Raw genomic sequence first — 16,916 nt, forward strand, 5'->3', positions numbered from 1 at the left:
TCATTCAGACACCCTACCCGACCAAAGCCAGACAGAGTGTCCATTACATATGGAATATGTGAAGGACATATGAGAACGACTTAGCTTTAAACGATACTCCGGAGCCTTGAGGACCCCGGAAACCGCAAGCCGCCGCCCACATGTCCCTTCATCTTAACCTACAATGTCAAAGAGCCGACAAAAATACCGACACTCGCATAACCCTCCCTTCCGAGAAAGCTTGCAGCATCTGGTTTTTTGCGACCGCGGCGTCCAGACCGTGTGGTCGTTCGCTGCGGTGACACCCCTCTAAGCGGGGTTCCGATTCGCGTCAAACACAATCTTTCACATTTGTGGCAATTTTCTTGAGTTGGCGCGTTTATGACGCCCCACACCCCCCGGCCGGTGCTGACGAAGCGCTTGTAACTGCACTTCATTCCGCCGCCGGAGATCGCCAAAGGACGCCCCCGCGTCCTGTGGCACGCACCATCCGTCTTTAGGGCCTCGCCTTAAGCGCTTGTGAAGGCCCATATCGCTACATGCCCGATACGATGGATACCGCGATCCCTGCCCCCCCGCCGGCGAACGTGCCCGAGACCCTGTCGGCGCCTGGGTCCTCGGACGCGCCGGGCGCGCTCTCCGGACCGACCTCGCTCGCCGGGCAGGTCCGCAGCGCGCTCATATGGCGATCGGGCAGCCAAATCGTCGCGCAGATGGTTCAGTGGTGCGCGACCTTCCTAGTTATCCGCATCTTGGCGCCTGCCGATTACGGCCTGTTCGCGATGTGTCAGGTGGTTCTCACCTTCATGGCGATGCTCAACGGCTATGGCTTGGCGAGCGGGCTGATCCAGCAAAAGGAGATCAGCGAGCGCGAAGTCCGGCAGCTGTTCGGGATGCTGATCGTTTTGAACGTCGGGCTTGCCGTCGCGCAGCTCTCACTCGCACCACTCGCCTCCGCCTATTATCGCCAGCCGATCGTCGGCGACATGCTCCGCGTCCAAGCGCTGCTCTATCTGACGACCCCCTTCATCGCGCTCCCGTATGCGCTGCTCTCGCGGGCGATGGATTTCCGTCACCAGGCCAAGGCTAACATCACCGCGTCGATCGCCTCGGCCAGTGCGGCGCTCGGCGGTGCGCTCTATGGTCTCGGGGTATGGACTTTGGTGCTGGCGCCGATCGTGCTGTTTAGCGTGCGCGGCGCGATGATGACGTGGAGCGCGCGGTCGCTGGTCTGGCCGAGCTTTGACTTTCGCGGCGCCGGGACGATCGCGCGTTATGGCGGGGTGATGGCCGCGGGGCAGCTGTTCTGGTTCCTGCAGAGCCAGACCGACGTGTTCATCGCCGGGCGCAGCTTTTCGCCGCACATGCTCGGCATCTATACGACCAGCCTGTTCCTCACGCAGATCTTCGTCTCGAAATTCGTGCCGCCGCTGAACGAGGTCGCCTTCTCCGCCTATGCGCGGATGCAAGCCGATCCCGCCGCGATCGGGCGCGCGTTCGTGAAGGGGGTGCGGATGGTGATGATCGTCGCGATGCCATTCTACATGGGGCTGGCCGCCACCGCCGAGCCGCTGGTGCTGACTGTGCTGGGCGACAAATGGCGCGAGACGGCGCCCATCGTCCACCTGCTCGCGCTGGCGATGCCGTTCATGACGTTGCAGGTGTTGTTCACGCCAGCATCGGACGCGCGCGGCCGTCCGGGAATCGGCGTCCAGAACGGCGCGGTCGGTGCAATGATCCTGACCACGGCGTTTCTGGTCGGCGTGCAATGGGGCCCTACCGGCATGGGCATCGCGTGGATCACCGCGTATCCGCTCTACCTGGCGATCAGCGCATGGCGGACGCTGCCGGTAATCGGGGTGCGCGCGCGAGACGTGGCGCGGGCGGTCGCATCACCGGCGCTGGCGGCGATCGCGATGGCGCTGATCGTCGGCCTGGTGGATCGCGGCCTGCCGCCGCTCGACGCGCATTGGCGGCTGGTGGTTCTCGTAGCTATCGGCGCAGCGGTCTATGCGGCGTCGATGCTGATCTTTGCGCGGGCGACGGTGCGCGAACTGATCGCCGTGGTGCGAAAGCAACCTGTCGCCGCCTAGTTTAGCCCCCTGATCTAGGCGGACTGAATGTATTCGCGCATCGCTGCGGCATCGGCTTCGATCCGGTCGATGCGGTATTTGACCAAGTCGCCGATCGAGACGAAGCCGACCAGCGTGTCGCCGTCGATCACCGGCAGATGGCGGATGCGGCGCTGAGTCATCAGCGACAGCGCGCCGATCGCGGACTCGTTCGGCCCGACCGACTTCACCGCGGTAGTCATCACATCGGCGATCCGCCGGTCCAGCGCCGCGGCCCCGTCCGATTGCAGGCAGTGGATGACATCGCGTTCGGAGAATATGCCGACCACCCGGTCGCCATCGAGCACCGGTGCCGCGCCGATCCGCTTCTCTGCGAGCAGCGCCACCGCCTCCGCCACAGTCGAGTCCGGGTGTAGCGACTCTATGCCGCCCTTTCGGTCCTTCAGGATCGCCGCGATCGTCATCTTCGCCTCTCCTCATATGCGCCTGGTGCGCCTGACTTGAGGAAACCATGTTTGCGCGGCAATGTGAAGCGATGACCGATCGACTGCCTGAACCACCGGCCGGGTTGGACGACCCGCATTATGCGGCGTTCGCATGGGCGCGGTTTCGCGCGATCATGGCGTGGATGGTGCTGGCGGCGGCGATCTGCGTCGCGGCGGTGATTGCGGCGATGGCGCACCTGCAGGGGCCGCTGCATCTGGTGACGATGCTCGCGGTGATCGGCGGGGTCGGCGGATCGGTGATGATGGCCGGGCTGCTGATGGGGCTCGCGTTCCTGAGTTCGGGAAGCGGGCATGACGAGGATGTCGCGCGGATCGATTGAGCGGACGCCGATCATGACGTCGATCAGACGTCGAACATGACAAAGGCCGGTGTCGCGTGACGCGGCACCGGCCTTATCAGGTCTCAGCTATACCCCGGACCAGTCCGGGATGACGGCTTCAGCCTGCGACCTCATCCGGTACCGCACGAACGCGGCGACGGCGGGGCTTTTCTTCCGGCGCCGCATCGGTAACGGTCGCTTCGGCCGCCGGCGTTGGCGCCGGCGCGGGCGTTATGGCCGAGATGCCGAGCGATGGCGGCAGGCGGTCCGCATCGAATGCGGTCGGTGCTGCATCTTCGGTCGCAACGGGTGCGTCGAGGCTGCGATCGCGGCGCGGACGACCGCGACGGCGGGGCTGCTCCTCGGTGGCCGCGGCGACAGGCGTCGTCGTCTCGACGGCTTCGATCGGCTGGGCAACCTGCTCCGAGGCTTCGGTTACCGAACGGACCGCGTCGGCTTCCGAATCCTGGTTGGCGTTGGCGACCTGGACGCTGGTGCGCGGCGTGCGACGGATCGTCTCACGCTGCGGCGCATCGCGGTAGTCCGAGCGGGGCTCGCGGACCTGCTCGTCGCGGGGCTGGGTCTCGCGCGATTGGTTCTCACGGGCCTGGTTCTCACGGGCCTGGGCCTCGCGCGCCTGACCCTGCTCTTCGCCGCTACGCTCGTCGCGCTGCTGCGTATCGCGGGGAGCGTTGCGCTGGTTGCGCTGGCCTTCGCCACGAACGCGGTCTTCGCGCTGACCTTCGTTGCGCGACTGGCCCTCGTTACGCTGACCCTCGTTACGCTGACCCTCGTTACGCTGACCTTCGTTACGCTGACCTTCGTTACGCTGGCCCTCATAACGGGCGTTCTCGTACCGCGGGCGCTCTTCGCGCTGGGGCCGGTCGTCGCGCTGCGGACGATCTTCGCGGGTCTGCGTGTCGCGATTCTGGCGGGGCGCGTTCTGGTACTGGCCGTTCTGGCCGCCATTCTGCTGCTCAGCCGAAGCCTGCCCCTGCTGCTCGCCGGAGCGGATCGGTTCGCCCTCGTCGCCATAATCGTCGTCGCCGTCGAGATCGAACGGCTGCTGGCGGCGCGGCTGCTGCTGCGCCTGCGGCTGGCTCTCTTCGAAGCGGGCGCGGGTTTCGCTCAGGACGCGGAAATAATGGTCCGCGAACTGGAGGTAATATTCGATGTTGACGCGGTCGCCCTGCTGCTGCGCGTCGCGCGCGAGGTTCTTGTACTTCTCGTACAGCTGGCTCGCGTTGCCGCGCGCGCGGCTGTCGATGCGGTTGCCGGTATCGCGACCACCCTGGCCACCGCCGCCACCCTGGCGTTGACCGCCACCACTACCGCCGCCGCCATTATTATTGTTGCCACGACCGCGACGGCGGCCGGCTTGCCGGTTGTTGATCAAGCTTGTGTCCTCAGTCGTCGAACCAAAATCTGGTCGTGCTCCGAAATGCGGTGCAAACCCCCGTCGCGCACCGACGATCTAGACGAGATCGGTGCGTCGAACTTGCCAGGGCCGCCGGACTGCAGCGACCTCAAAGCGAAGGATGCGGGTCATCGCTCTAAACCGACCAATCGTCGAGAGTGCGTGCCCCTGCCCGCGTGATAGCGGCCGCAAGGGACCTACTACAAGCGAAATGTGAGGTTTAGCGCCATATTGTTCAAGTCGCGGGGGCGTAGGTTGCGACTAACGCACGCGCGTTGCCGCCATAGTCGTGGTGGAGCGCGACGTGCAGGCCCTGCGCTTCGAGCAGCGCGGTGACGGGGGCGGCCTGCGTCGAACCGATCTCGATCACCGCCGCGCCGCCGGGGGCGATCAAGGCGGGGAGTTGTTCGGCGAGGATCCGGTAGTCGTCTAGCCCGTCTGCGCCGGCGAAGAGCGCGGCGTGGGGTTCGTGGTTATGGACTTCGGCTGGGAGGCGTTCGTCGGTGGCGATGTAGGGCGGGTTGGCGAGGATCAGGTCGAACTGGCCGACGATCGCGCTGGCCCAGCTGCCGCGGATGAAGTGGGTGCGGTCGGCCATGCCGAGGGTTGCGGCGTTGGCGCGGGCGTAGGCGAGCGCTTGGGGGGAATAGTCTACGCCGAGGCCTTGCGCCGGCCATTCGTCGAGCGCGGCGAGGAGTAGCGTGCCGGGGCCGGTGCCGAGGTCGAGTATCGTTGCGGGGGGGCGCCCGGCGAAGTGCGCTTGGGCGGCGATCAGGAGGGTTTCGCTGTCGGCGCGGGGGACGAGTGCGCCGGGGCCGACGGCGAGGTCGATCGACCAGAAGCCGCGGGTGCCGGTGATGTAGGCGATCGGCTCGTGGTTGAGCCGGCGTTCGACTAGCGCGGGGAAGGTGTCGGGGACGGTGTAGCGCGTCGGGTCGAGGAGGATCGCGTTGCGCTCGACGCCGAGCGCGTGCGCCATCAGGAGTTCTGCGTCGAGGCGTGGGGTGGCGGAGAACGCGAACCGCGCAGCGGCAGAGGTGATGGCCAAACTTACCCCCCCGCCCGCTTGCGGGAGGGGGTTGGGGGGTGGGCACGCGCTCACCGCGTACGAACCGGCTGCGATGGATCGAAAGACCCGAACGCAACGCACGTTTGGAACCAGTCGCGAGCCCACCCCCCGGCCCCCTCCCGCTTGCGGGAGGGGGGGAAGTAGGGACGCTCAGCCATCTAGCTGCGCCAGGCGGTCCGCTTCGTCCTGCGCGACCAGCGCGCCGATCAGTTCGTCCATTTCGCCCGCGACGATCTCCGGTAGGCGGTGCAGCGTCAGGTTGATGCGGTGATCGGTCACGCGGCCCTGCGGAAAATTATACGTCCGGATTCGCTCCGAACGATCGCCCGAGCCGACCATCGATTTCCGCGCGCCTGCCCGCTCGGCATGCAACCGGTCGCGCTCGGCCTCGTAGAGGCGTGTCCGCAGCACGCGCAAAGCCTTGGCCTTGTTCTTGTGCTGCGACTTCTCGTCCTGCTGGATCACCGTCAGCCCGGTCGGGATGTGGACGATCCGCACCGCGCTGTCGGTGGTGTTGACCGACTGACCGCCGGGGCCCGACGAGCGATAGACGTCGATCCGCAGGTCTTTGTCGTCGATCTTGACGTCGACCTCCTCCGCTTCGGGCAGCACCGCGACGGTCGCCGCCGAGGTGTGGATCCGGCCGCCGGCCTCGGTCGTCGGAACGCGCTGGACGCGGTGGACGCCGCTTTCGAACTTGAGTTTCGCGAAGACGCCCTGCCCGGTGACGCTGGCGACGACTTCCTTGAACCCGCCCGCGTCCGACGACGATCCGGAGATCATCTCGACCCGCCAGCCCTGCGATTCGGCATAGCGCTGGTACATCCGGAACAGGTCGCCCGCGAACAGCGCCGCCTCGTCGCCACCGGTGCCGGCGCGGACTTCGAGCATCGCCGAGCGCTCGTCGGCGGAGTCGCGCGGCAACAGCGCGAGCGCGAGTTTGCGGTCCGCGGTCTCGAGCAACGTGCGGTTCTCGTGCAGCTCGTCCGACGCCATCGCGCGCAGTTCGTCGTCGGCATCCTCGGCCATGAACGCGAGGCTTTCGGCCTCCTGGCGCAACCGGCGCACCTCGGTGGCGGCCTGCGCGACGGGTTCGAGCTCGGCATATTCCTTCGACACCGCGACGAAGCGGTCCGAGGAGAGGTCACCGGTCGACATCAGCGCCTGCAGCTCGTCACGCCGCGCCTCGATCGCGCGGATGCGGTCGGGGGAGATCTGGGTCATTCTCCCGCCCCCTTATCCGTCATCCCAGCGAAAGCTGGGATCTCACTGGGGCGGGTGCTGCGTCCGCCCACCGGGATATCCCAGCTTTCGCTGGGATGACGGGTGTGGAGGGAGCCGGCAGACGGCGCGACGTTCAACGCAGCGCCTCCGCCAGATTTGCGAACGCGACTTCGGCTTGCGTGCCCGCGCCAAGGGTCTTCACCGCAGCAACACCCTTGGCGAGTTCGTCGTCGCCGATAATGATCGCAAACCGTGCACCGAGCGCATCCGCCTTCGCCATCCGCGCCTTCATCTTACCCTTATACGCCATCTCGACCGCCACGCCTGCACGCCGCAGATCGGCAACGATACCGGTCGCGCGGGTTTCGGCTTCGGCACCCATCGGCACAACGACCGCATCGATCGTTGCCGCCGCCGGCTCCTCCAACAGCATAGCCAGCCGCTCGACACCAGCAGCCCAACCCACGCCCGCCGTCTCCGGCCCGCCGAGCGAGCCGATCAACCCGTCGTACCGGCCGCCCGCGAGCACAGTTCCCTGCGAGCCCAACCGGTCGGTCACGAACTCGAACGCGGTGTGGCGATAATAATCGAGGCCGCGGACGAGGCGCGCGTTGCGCTCCCACGCGACACCCGCCGCGTCGAGCCCGGCTGTCACCGCCTCGAAGAACGCGCGTGCCTCGGGCGTCAGATATGCGTCGATATCCGGCGCGCTGTCGGCGATCGGGCGGTCGCGTGGGTCCTTCGAGTCGAGGATTCGCATCGGGTTCTTCTCGAGCCGGGTCAGGCTGTCCTCGGACAGTTCGCCGCGATGCGCCTCGAAATGCGCCACCAGCGCCTCGCGCCATGCGTCGCGCGTCGCCGCGTCGCCCAGCGTGTTGAGCTGCAACGTCACGCCCTCGGAAATGCCGAGTTCACGCAGCAACTGATCCGCGAGCACGAGCAGTTCGACGTCGGCTGCCGGTTCGGCCGCCCCTATCACCTCGGCGTCGATCTGGTGGAACTGGCGGAAGCGCCCCTTTTGCGGGCGCTCGTAGCGGAACACCGGCCCGCTGGTGGTGAGCTTCAGCGGCGCGAACTGCTGCCAGCCCTCGGTAAGGTAGGCGCGCGCGATGCCTGCGGTGAACTCGGGGCGGAGCGTCAGCGAATCCCCGCCGCGATCCTCGAACGTGTACATCTCCTTCGACACGACGTCGGTCGTCTCGCCGAGCGAGCGCGCGAACACCGCCGTCGACTCGAACACTGGAATATCGACGCGCTGGAAGCAATACAGCGCCCGCACGCGCTCGAACGTGGCGAGGACGTGCGCGAACCGGCGCTGCTCGTCGCCGAAAATGTCCTGGGTGCCACGGATGCGGCGCGGGGTTTCTGTCTTGGCCATGATGCGCGCGTATCTAGGCGACGTGCCCGCGAAGCGCTAGCGCTGTGGCATGACCAGCAAAGCCAGATATTGGGGCCTAGGCCAACGCGTTGCCCCGCCGCGCTTCATCCTGTTCGTGCTGGTCTTCGCGATCGGGCTCGCCGCGCTGATCCCACGTATCGGGTTGGGCCGGGGGACGATGGCGGCGTTCGACGTCGCTGCGGTCGTGTTCCTGATCGCGGTTTCGACGCTATTCCGCAACGCCACCGCGGCACGGATGCGCCGCGCGGCGGAAGAGAACGACGCCAATCGCGCGGTGCTGCTCGGGTTCAGCGGTATGATCATGCTCGTCATCCTGGTCGCGGTCGCCAAGGAATTGCAGGGCAAGAACGACGCGGTCGGGATCGCGCTGACGATCGCGACGCTGGCGCTCGCGTGGCTGTTCTCGAACATGATCTACACGCTGCACTACGCGCATCTTTATTATGTCGACGATCCGGATGGGAAGGACGCCAAGGGCCTCGATTTCCCGAGTTGCGACGAGCCCGATTACTGGGACTTCGCCTATTTCGCGTTCACGCTGGGGATGACGTTCCAGACCTCCGACGTGCAGATCACCTCGCGGCGGGTGCGCAAAGCCGCGCTCGGCCAGTGCATGGCGGCGTTCGTGTTCAACATCGGCGTGCTGGCGTTCACGATCAACGTGCTGGGGAGCGGTGGCTGAGGTGAGCTCGTGTCGTCATGCCGGAAGGGCTCCGGCATGACGACATGGCGAAATTATTTCGCCGTCCACTTATCCATCCAGCCGAGCACCTCGCCATACCATTGCCGCGAGTTCTTCGGCTTCAGCACCCAGTGGTTCTCGCCCGGATTGACCAGCAGCCGCGACGGAATCCCGCGCCGCTGGAGCGCGGTGAACGTCGCCAGCCCCTGCGTGTACGGAATGCGGAAATCCTTCTCGCCGGTGATCACCAGCATCGGCGTCTTCCACTTGGCGACGTAATTGACCGGGTTCCATTTCTCGAACGCCTGCGGGTCCTCGTAATAAGCCTTCCCGCCATGCTCCCATTCGTCGAACCAGAGCTCCTCGGTTTCATATGCCATCGCGCGCGCGTCGAACACGCCGTCATGCTGGACGATGCACTTGAAGCGATCGGGCCACTGCCCCTCGATCCAGTTCATCATGTAGCCGCCGTACGACGCGCCGAGCGCACACGCGTTGTCGGCATCGAGCCACGCGAACTTGTCGGTCGCGGCCTTCAGACCCTTTTGCAGATCCTCGAGCGGCCAGCCGCCCCAGTTGTTGCTGATCGCATCGGTGAAGCCCTGGCCGTAGCCGGTCGACCCATGGAAATCGACCGCGACCAGGCCGTAGCCTGCGCCGGCGAACACCGCGGGGTTCCAGCGATACGACCAGCTGTTGTTACTCGATCCCTGCGGGCCGCCATGGACCATGTACGCGATCGGCACTTTCCTCGCGGAACCGTACGGCTTCACCGCATAGCCCCAGACGGTGTCCGCGTTCGCGCCCTTGAAGTTGAACCGCGTGACGGTCGGCATGTCGATCCCGGCAAGCTTCGTCGCGTTGACCTGGGTCAGACGCTGCGGCGCACCGGCGCCTGCGACGCGGTAGAAATCGGCGGGTGCGGTGAGGCTGTCGATCGCTACCACGGGACCGCGCGGGGTAATCGCGACCGCGCTGACATGACCCTCCTGAGTCAGCCGCGTGACCGCACCGGTGGTCGCATCGACGCGAAACAGCGGCGTCTCCTGCGTGTCGTCCGCCGTCACGTAGAGCGACTTCGAATCGGGCGCCCACGCGATCGAACCGACCGAGCGGTCCCAGCGCTCGGTCAGCGACACCGTCTTGCCGCTGGCAATATCGCGCAGCGTCAGTACCTGGCGATCCGCCTCGAACCCCGGCCGCCGCATCGCGAAAAACGCGAGCGTGCGGCCATCGGGCGATACCGTCGGCAGGTTGTCGGTCGCCTTGTTCGCCGCGGTCAGGTTGACCGGCGCCGCAGAGCCGTCCGCCAGCACTGAGAAGATGTCGAGATTGGTCGATAGCGCTTCGATCCGGCCCGCTTCGCGCATCGCGAAATAGACTGTGCGGCCGTCGGGGCTCCACGAGATTTCCTCGCCGCCGCCGTTGGGCTTCGAGGGCGTATCGCCGACCAGCGCGCCGACGATCGCGACGCCGTTGCCGGGTGCGCCCGCGGCGGTCAGCGGCAAGACGAACAGCTGCGATCGTGTGCCATCCGCCCACGTATCCCAATGCCGTACAAACAGCTGGTCATAGGTGCGACCGGCGCCCGCGTTCGGATCCTTCTTCACCATCGCCGGCTCCAAGCTCGGCGCGCCTGGCTTGCGATCCGCCCAGACGAGCAGCTTATCGCCGGTCGGCGCGACCTTAAAGCCGCTGAACCCGCCTTTGAAGCTGGTCAGCTTGCGCGGTGTGCCGCCCGTTACGGGCACCGACCAGACCGCATCTTCGCCGCCCTTGTCCGAGGTGAAATACACCGTGTTGCCGACGATCTGCGGGTCGTTCTCGTTGACCTGCGGATCGGCGAGCAGCTTTACCGGCGTCGCGCCCTGCGTGCTCAGATCGAGACGCCAGAGGTCGTAGCGCCCCTTGTCCGCCGCGAGATCGGTCTCGCGCTGCGCCCAGACGAGCCAATGCCCGTCCTGCGACGCGGTCGGCGCGCCGACGCGGCTGAGCATCGTCACGTCGTCGATGGTGAGTTGCCGGGCGGCGGCGGGGGCACTCGCAAAGGCGAGCACGGCGAGGCTGGCGGAGAGCATGATCTTCATGCGCGTGTGATAGGACGCTTGCGGGATTAGGCGCAATCACCGGGGTTTGGTGACGGATCGATTTGCCTGCGGGATCAAAGACGAGATGGACAGATGCGATAGCGATCCGCAGCGCCTCGCCTCGTCATCCTGACGAAAGTCAGGACCCAGGGTTACGAACGGTGACTTTCGCGGCTCTGAGTCCTGACTTTCGTCAGGATGACGGATGGGGGTTGTCGAACGGAAAGCTATCTTCACTAAAGACACCCCATGCCCCTCAAGCACTCCTTCCCCCCGATCGCCGCGCCCGATGCGCGCCTGCTCGTCCTCGGCAGCCTGCCAGGGGATCGCTCGCTTGCGGCGCAGCGCTATTACGCACATCCGCAGAACCAGTTCTGGCAGCTGATGTCGCCCGTCGTCGGTCGCGACCTCGCCGTGCTGGACTATGACGACCGGCTCGACGCGTTACGCGAGGCCCGCGTCGCGCTGTGGGACGTCATCGGTTCGGCCCGCCGCGCAGGCAGCACCGATGCGGCGATCGTCGATATCGAAGGCAACGACCTCCCCGCGCTGATCGCCACCCTGCCGCATCTCCGCGCGATCGCGTTCAACGGCGGCACCGCGCTCAAGCAAGGCATGAAGCTCCTTGGCCGCGACGTCGCTGGCCCCGAGATCGTCGCGCTCCCATCGAGCAGTCCCCTCCACACCGTCGGCATTGCGGCCAAGCACCCCGCCTGGAGCGCACTGGCGACGTTCCTGCTCGACCCGCCTGCAGAGCGCGCCTAGCCTTCTCGAATGACCAGCCTCTACGACCTCACCGTCCCCGCCTTCCGCCGCGGTTTTGCCAGCCTGTCGACGATCCTGACCGTCGGCGAGACGTTCGCGCGTGACAACGGCATCGCGGAGGCGGACATGCTCGACACCCGGCTGACCGCCGACATGACGCCGCTGACCGCGCAGGTGCAGCGCGCGAGCGACACCGCCAAAGGCGCGATGGTGCGGATCGGCGACATTCCCAATCTCGGCATGGCGGATGACGAAGCCAACTTCGCCGCGCTCCAGCAGCGGATCGTCGCGACGCTCGCGTTTCTCGACACCGTTCCCCGCGCAGCGATCGACGGCAAGGAGGACGCCCCGGTCACACTCGTCACGCCGGGTGGCAGCATCGACTTCACCGGCAAAAGCTACGTGCTCGCCTTCGTCCTGCCCAACTTCTATTTCCACATTACAACGGCCTACGCGCTTTTACGGATGCGCGGCGTGCCGATCGGCAAGATGCATTATCTGGGCCGATAAGCACGGCTGGCCAAACCCCGTGCGGTCCGGCAAGGGCGGCGAATGTCGATCGAAAGCTTCATTTCGCAGTACGGCCTTGCCGCGATCTTCCTCGGCGCAGCGTTCGAGGGTGAAACCAGCGTCGTCACCGGCGGGCTGCTCGCGCACCAGCATCTGGTATCGCTGGTCGGCAGCGCCGCCGCCGCGGTGACCGGATCGTTCTTTGCGGACCAGCTCTTCTTCTTCGCAGGCCGCCGTTATCGCGATACCAAGCGGGTCCGCCGGATCGCCGAAAAGCCCGCCTTCGCCAAGGCGCTCGACACGCTCGATCGACATCCGACGGTGTTCATCCTCGGCTTCCGCTTCCTCTACGGCCTGCGCACGATCAGCCCGATCGCGATCGGTACCTCGCATATCCCCGCGCGCACCTTCGTGGTGCTCAACGCGATCTCGGCGCTGGTCTGGGGCATGCTGTTTACCGGGATCGGCTACGTGTTCGGCGACGGGCTGATCGAGCTGGTTGACAAGGTCATGCCGAAGCAGAAGCTGGTCGGCGTGGCGATCCTGGTCGCGGTCGCGGCAGTGGTGATCACCGCGATCCGCTTCTGGCGGGGCCGCCACGTCCGCAAGGCGAGCGCGACGACCGCCACGTCAAACGCCGTCGTCAGTCGAGATCATTCTCGCTGATCACGACGATCTCCTGGTCGGGATCGCGGGCCAGCGCGACGACGCCGAGGTCGGCGATCTCGTCAAGATGCTGTTTGAAGATCGCCACCGCATCACCCTCCGGCGCCACCGTGCTCAGCGCTTCGAGCACATCATATTGCACCGCGAACTGATAGCGTTCCTCGCTGACTTCGCCCTCGAACTCGACCTGGCGCAGGTCGCTATTGTCCTCAAGGGTCTTCATATCGATGTCCAACCGGTCTTCGGCCATGTTCTACGCTCCTAGATAGATGGCCGTTAAGCGCGGTTGGACGTTCGATGTTCCGTCCTTAAACGTCGAGGTTGGCGACGTTGAGCGCGTTGTCCTGAATGAACTCGCGGCGCGGTTCGACGACTTCGCCCATCAGCTGCGTGAAGATCTCGTTCGCGCTCTCGGCGTTGAGCGCGGTGACGCGGAGCATCGAGCGGACCGACGGATCGAGCGTGGTTTCCCAGAGCTGCTCGGCGTTCATCTCGCCAAGCCCCTTGTAGCGCTGGATCGCGAGACCCTTGCGCCCTGCCGTGAGGATCGCGTCGAGCAGGTGGCTCGGGCGTGAGACCTGCGTCGAGCCGCGTGCGGCAACCGCGGTGACCGAGCCGATCACGCCGGTACCGGCCTCGGTACCTTCCTCAGCCTCGGGCTCTTCAACCTGCGAGGCCTTGCTGGCGGGAACGAGGTTCGAGGTGTGGGCGTAGCTCTCGGCATGCTCGCCCGACAGCGCGTGAAGCTTGCGCGCTTCGGCCGACACCAGGAAGCTGGCCTCGATGATGTGGTGGTCGGTGACGCCGCGCCATGCGCGTTGGAAATGGATGCCGCCGTCTTCGGTCAGTACGGCGGTCCAGCGTGCATCGCCGTCGTCGAGTTCGAGACGCCGCGTAACGATCTCTAGACGCGAGGTGCGGTCCTCGACCGACGCCTCCGGATCGAACACACCGCCGAGCGCGAGTGCCTCGATCATCCCGGCGTCGTAGCGCTTGGGAACGTAGCGCATCAGCGTCCGCATCCGGCGCGCGTGATCGACCAGATCCTTCAGGTCGCGACCCGAACGACCGCCGCCGGGGCCGTCGAGCACCATCGTATTGACGCCTGCATCGACGAGATATTCGTCGAGCGCCGCGTCGTCCTTGAGGTACACCTCGGACCGGCCCTTAGTCGCTTTGTAGAGCGGCGGCTGGGCGATGTAGAGATAGCCGCCCTCGATGATCTTGGGCATGTGACGGTAGAAGAGCGTCAGCAGCAGCGTGCGGATGTGCGCGCCGTCGACGTCTGCGTCGGTCATGATGACGATCTTGTGGTAGCGCAGCTTGTCCGCGTTGAAGTCGTCGCGGATGCCGGTGCCCATCGCGGTGATGAGCGTGCCGATCTCGCGGCTCGACAGCATGCGGTCCTCGCGTGCGCGCTCGGTGTTGAGGATCTTGCCGCGGAGCGGGAGGATCGCCTGGAAATGGCGGTCGCGGCCCTGCTTTGCCGAGCCGCCGGCGGAGTCACCCTCGACCAGGAAGAGTTCGGACTTGGCGGGATCGCGCTCCTGGCAGTCGGCGAGCTTGCCGGGGAGCGAGGCGATGTCCATCACGCCCTTGCGGCGCGTCAGTTCGCGGGCGCGCTTGGCGGCTTCGCGGGCGGCGGCGGCGTCGATGATCTTGGCGACGATCGCTTTCCCGTGCGCAGGGTTTTCCTCGAGCCACTCGGCCATCTTGTCGGCCATGAGGCTTTCCAAGGGCTGGCGGACTTCGGACGAGACGAGCTTGTCCTTGGTCTGGCTGCTGAACTTCGGATCGGGCAGCTTGACCGAGACGATCGCGGTCAGGCCTTCGCGCATGTCCTCGCCGGTGAGCTGGACCTTTTCCTTCTTCAACAGCCCCGATTTCTCGGCGTAGTTGTTGAGCGTGCGAGTCAGCGCAGCGCGGAACGCGGCCATGTGCGTGCCGCCGTCGCGCTGCGGGATGTTGTTCGTGAAGGCGAGGACGTTCTCGTAATACGAGTCGTTCCACTGGAGCGCGACGTCCATCGTGACGTCGTCGCGCGTGCCGCTGATCGCGACGGGCTCGGGCATCAACGGCACCTTGGCGCGATCGAGATACTTCACGAACGCGGCGATCCCGCCTTCGTAATAGAGCTCGACGGTCTTCATCTCCTCGTGCCGCGCGTCGCTGAGGAACAGGCGCACGCCCGAGTTGAGGAACGCGAGCTCACGGTAGCGATGTTCGAGCTTGTCGAAGTCGAAATCGGTGATCTTGAAGGTGGCGGGCGACGGGAAGAAGGTGACGCGAGTACCTTTTTGACCCTCCGTTGCGGGTCCGACGACCTTCAATGGCGCGACTGCGTCGCCGAACGCGAAGCGCATGTAATGCTCCTCGCCGTTGCGCCAGATCGTCAGGTCGAGCCATTCGCTGAGCGCGTTGACGACCGAGACGCCGACGCCGTGCAGGCCGCCCGAGACCTTGTACGCGTTCTCGTCGTTGGTGTTCTCGAACTTACCGCCGGCGTGGAGCTGGGTCATGATGACCTCGGCTGCGGACACGCCTTCCTCGGTATGGATGCCGGTCGGGATGCCGCGGCCATTGTCGGTGACGCTGACCGAGCCGTCAGCGTTGAGGACGATGTCGATCCGGTCGCAATGCCCGGCGAGCGCCTCGTCGATCGCGTTGTCGCTGACCTCGAACACCATGTGGTGGAGGCCCGAGCCGTCGTCGGTATCGCCGATGTACATGCCGGGGCGCTTGCGCACCGCGTCGAGGCCCTTGAGGACCTTGATCGAGTCGGCGCCGTAGTCGCCCATGTTCGGGAGGTTGGGATTATTGGATTCAGGGTTGGATGCCATGACAAGTATATAGGCATCCGGGGGCCGAAACGGAAGCGAAATGGCCTGTAGGGGCTGGGCGTCGGCGAGTGAAGTATAGGAAGTGCAGACGCTGGGAGCGTTTTGGCGCGGGTGTGCACTTCGGATGTCGGGCGTGCCGGTTTCGCGGAGGTTGGGAGCGCCATGCGGGGATGGTGACAGCGTCTGGCTGTGTAGGACAGCGCGCTCGCCCTAGCACCGCCCAGGCGAAGGTAGCACCGCCCCGGCGAAGGCCGGGGTCCAATTGGAAAGGTCGCAGTAACGACGAACTGCGCTTCGTCATCAATGTCCCCCAATTGGGCCCCGGCCTTCGCCGGGGTGGTGCAAGCATGTCCCTCTCCCCTTGGGGAGAGGGAGGGAGGAGCCGGAGGCGACGGGAGGGTGAGGGGGAGTTGGGATCAGCGTCGCGAGCCTCACTCCCCTCTCCCTTCCCACGGCAAGGGCCGCGGGCCCCTTCCCTCTCCCCGGAGGGGCGAGGGAGACGGTCCTCAGAAACGGTCGGCGCGCTGGCCGAGAAGGGTGACTTCGACGCGGCGGTTGAGACGCATGCCGGCGGGCGTTGCATTCGTGGCGACCGGATCGCGCTCGCCGTGGCCGACCACGTTGAACCGTGCACGTACGACGTCCATGTCGTCGAACGCCTGGCGGACGCTCGCCGCGCGCCGCTCAGACAGGTCCTGGTTGTGCGCGTCGGTACCACGCGAGTCCGTAAACCCATCGATCGACACGCGCACGCCGGGGTTACCGCGCAGATAGCGCGCGAGCGGACGCATCTTCTCGATCGCGCCGGGACGCAGCACATCGCTATCCGTGCGGAACAGTACGTCCTCCTGCAGCGTCAGCGTCGCGCCGCGCGGGGTCTGGCGGAAGCCGTAGTTGCGCATCGCGCCGCGATCCCACGTCGTGGTGGTCTCGACAATCGTCGTACCACCGCGGTCGCCGCGATAGCCGCCCGGGTCACGGCCGTATGCTTCCCAGTCGAACCGGTCGCGGCGGGGGCCTGCAATGCGCGCGAATTCGCGGTTGGCGTCGTCGGCTTCCCGCGGGCTAATCCGGCCATCGCCGTTCGCGTCGAAGTTCGGCATCACGAATGCGATGCCGCGCCGCGTATTGCGCAGTTCGGGGTAAAGCACCGGAACGCCGGCGCCTTCGAGGCGGTAGCCGGGGCGCAACCAGGGGGCGCGGCTCATGTCGTAACGCCCCTCGGGACGTCCGTCGTCTCGCGCTTGCGCGAAAACGGGGGCGGTGGTCGCTGCGACCATCAGGACGCCAAGGGCTGCGCGCGTGAAATTCCGGGTCATCATGATCTCTCCGTGTCTTGGATGGACCGAGCTTTGCCCGCGCCCGCTTGAACGCGCGGTG

At 66.0% G+C, this 16,916-nt stretch carries 15 protein-coding genes; 6 read left to right on the forward strand and 9 right to left on the reverse strand.

All coding sequences use genetic code 11. The features are described from left to right. Window positions 1-518 precede the first annotated feature (518 nt). A complete protein-coding gene (locus tag U1763_RS14825) occupies window positions 519-2,072 on the forward strand; it encodes a lipopolysaccharide biosynthesis protein (RefSeq protein ID WP_332755816.1) in 1,554 nt (517 codons plus the stop codon). Window positions 2,073-2,086: 14 nt separating this feature from the next. Here U1763_RS14825 and U1763_RS14830 read toward each other — a convergent pair whose 3' ends face one another. Next, complete coding sequence (locus tag U1763_RS14830; protein WP_132742438.1) at window positions 2,087-2,515, reverse strand: CBS domain-containing protein; 429 nt, start codon at window positions 2,513-2,515, stop codon at window positions 2,087-2,089. A 71-nt stretch (window positions 2,516-2,586) separates the two neighbouring features. Here U1763_RS14830 and U1763_RS14835 point away from each other — a divergent pair, with 71 nt between their 5' ends. Continuing rightward, a complete protein-coding gene (locus U1763_RS14835) occupies window positions 2,587-2,877 on the forward strand; it encodes a hypothetical protein (protein ID WP_243643540.1) in 291 nt (96 codons plus the stop codon). Between the two features lie 118 nt (window positions 2,878-2,995). Here the strand turns inward: U1763_RS14835 and U1763_RS14840 are convergent, their stop codons facing one another. The 4 genes from U1763_RS14840 to hisS all read right to left on the reverse strand — a co-directional run bounded on the left by U1763_RS14840 (window position 2,996) and on the right by hisS (window position 7,965). Then, window positions 2,996-4,273, reverse strand: a complete 1,278-nt coding sequence (locus U1763_RS14840; RefSeq protein ID WP_332755817.1) for a DUF4167 domain-containing protein — start codon at window positions 4,271-4,273, stop codon at window positions 2,996-2,998. A 256-nt stretch (window positions 4,274-4,529) separates the two neighbouring features. Then, the gene (gene prmC, locus U1763_RS14845; RefSeq protein WP_332755818.1) at window positions 4,530-5,342 is read right to left on the reverse strand and encodes a peptide chain release factor N(5)-glutamine methyltransferase; all 813 of its coding nucleotides are present in this window, start codon (window positions 5,340-5,342) and stop codon (window positions 4,530-4,532) included. Window positions 5,343-5,513: 171 nt separating this feature from the next. Next, window positions 5,514-6,587, reverse strand: coding sequence for a peptide chain release factor 1 (gene prfA, locus U1763_RS14850; RefSeq protein WP_332755819.1), 1,074 nt, complete (start codon window positions 6,585-6,587; stop codon window positions 5,514-5,516). A gap of 133 nt (window positions 6,588-6,720) precedes the next feature. Next, window positions 6,721-7,965 (reverse strand): histidine--tRNA ligase, encoded by a 1,245-nt coding sequence (hisS, locus tag U1763_RS14855; RefSeq protein ID WP_332755820.1) that lies wholly within the window; start codon window positions 7,963-7,965, stop codon window positions 6,721-6,723. Window positions 7,966-8,014: 49 nt separating this feature from the next. On the opposite strand from hisS, the gene U1763_RS14860 reads away from it, so the two are divergent. Continuing rightward, window positions 8,015-8,668 carry a DUF1345 domain-containing protein gene (locus U1763_RS14860; RefSeq protein WP_332755821.1) on the forward strand — a complete coding sequence of 218 codons (654 nt, stop codon included), beginning with the start codon at window positions 8,015-8,017 and terminating at the stop codon, window positions 8,666-8,668. A gap of 53 nt (window positions 8,669-8,721) precedes the next feature. Here the strand turns inward: U1763_RS14860 and U1763_RS14865 are convergent, their stop codons facing one another. Continuing rightward, complete coding sequence (locus U1763_RS14865; protein ID WP_332755822.1) at window positions 8,722-10,755, reverse strand: S9 family peptidase; 2,034 nt, start codon at window positions 10,753-10,755, stop codon at window positions 8,722-8,724. Between the two features lie 249 nt (window positions 10,756-11,004). Between U1763_RS14865 and U1763_RS14870 the strand changes: the two genes are divergently transcribed. The 3 genes from U1763_RS14870 to U1763_RS14880 are packed head-to-tail and all read left to right on the forward strand — an operon-like array spanning window position 11,005 to window position 12,696. Further along, on the forward strand, window positions 11,005-11,520 hold the full coding sequence (locus U1763_RS14870; protein ID WP_332755823.1) for a DNA-deoxyinosine glycosylase: 516 nt from the start codon (window positions 11,005-11,007) through the stop codon (window positions 11,518-11,520). Window positions 11,521-11,529: 9 nt separating this feature from the next. Continuing rightward, window positions 11,530-12,030 carry a DUF1993 domain-containing protein gene (locus U1763_RS14875; protein ID WP_332755824.1) on the forward strand — a complete coding sequence of 167 codons (501 nt, stop codon included), beginning with the start codon at window positions 11,530-11,532 and terminating at the stop codon, window positions 12,028-12,030. 42 nt (window positions 12,031-12,072) lie between these two features. Next, window positions 12,073-12,696, forward strand: coding sequence for a DedA family protein (locus tag U1763_RS14880; RefSeq protein ID WP_332755825.1), 624 nt, complete (start codon window positions 12,073-12,075; stop codon window positions 12,694-12,696). Here U1763_RS14880 and U1763_RS14885 read toward each other — a convergent pair. From U1763_RS14885 to U1763_RS14895, 3 genes are all read right to left on the reverse strand, one after another. Then, window positions 12,674-12,946 carry a DUF1488 family protein gene (locus tag U1763_RS14885; protein WP_132742447.1) on the reverse strand — a complete coding sequence of 91 codons (273 nt, stop codon included), beginning with the start codon at window positions 12,944-12,946 and terminating at the stop codon, window positions 12,674-12,676. The two genes, U1763_RS14880 and U1763_RS14885, sit on opposite strands and share 23 nt — an antisense overlap. 58 nt (window positions 12,947-13,004) lie before the next feature. Beyond that, entirely contained in the window at window positions 13,005-15,536 is a 2,532-nt protein-coding gene (gene gyrB / locus U1763_RS14890; RefSeq protein WP_332755826.1) for a DNA topoisomerase (ATP-hydrolyzing) subunit B, read from the reverse strand. A 506-nt stretch (window positions 15,537-16,042) separates the two neighbouring features. Then, complete coding sequence (locus U1763_RS14895) at window positions 16,043-16,855, reverse strand: OmpA family protein (RefSeq protein WP_332755827.1); 813 nt, start codon at window positions 16,853-16,855, stop codon at window positions 16,043-16,045. Window positions 16,856-16,916 lie beyond the last annotated feature (61 nt).

The organism is Sphingomonas sorbitolis, assembly GCF_036663875.1.
Taxonomy (GTDB): domain Bacteria; phylum Pseudomonadota; class Alphaproteobacteria; order Sphingomonadales; family Sphingomonadaceae; genus Sphingomonas.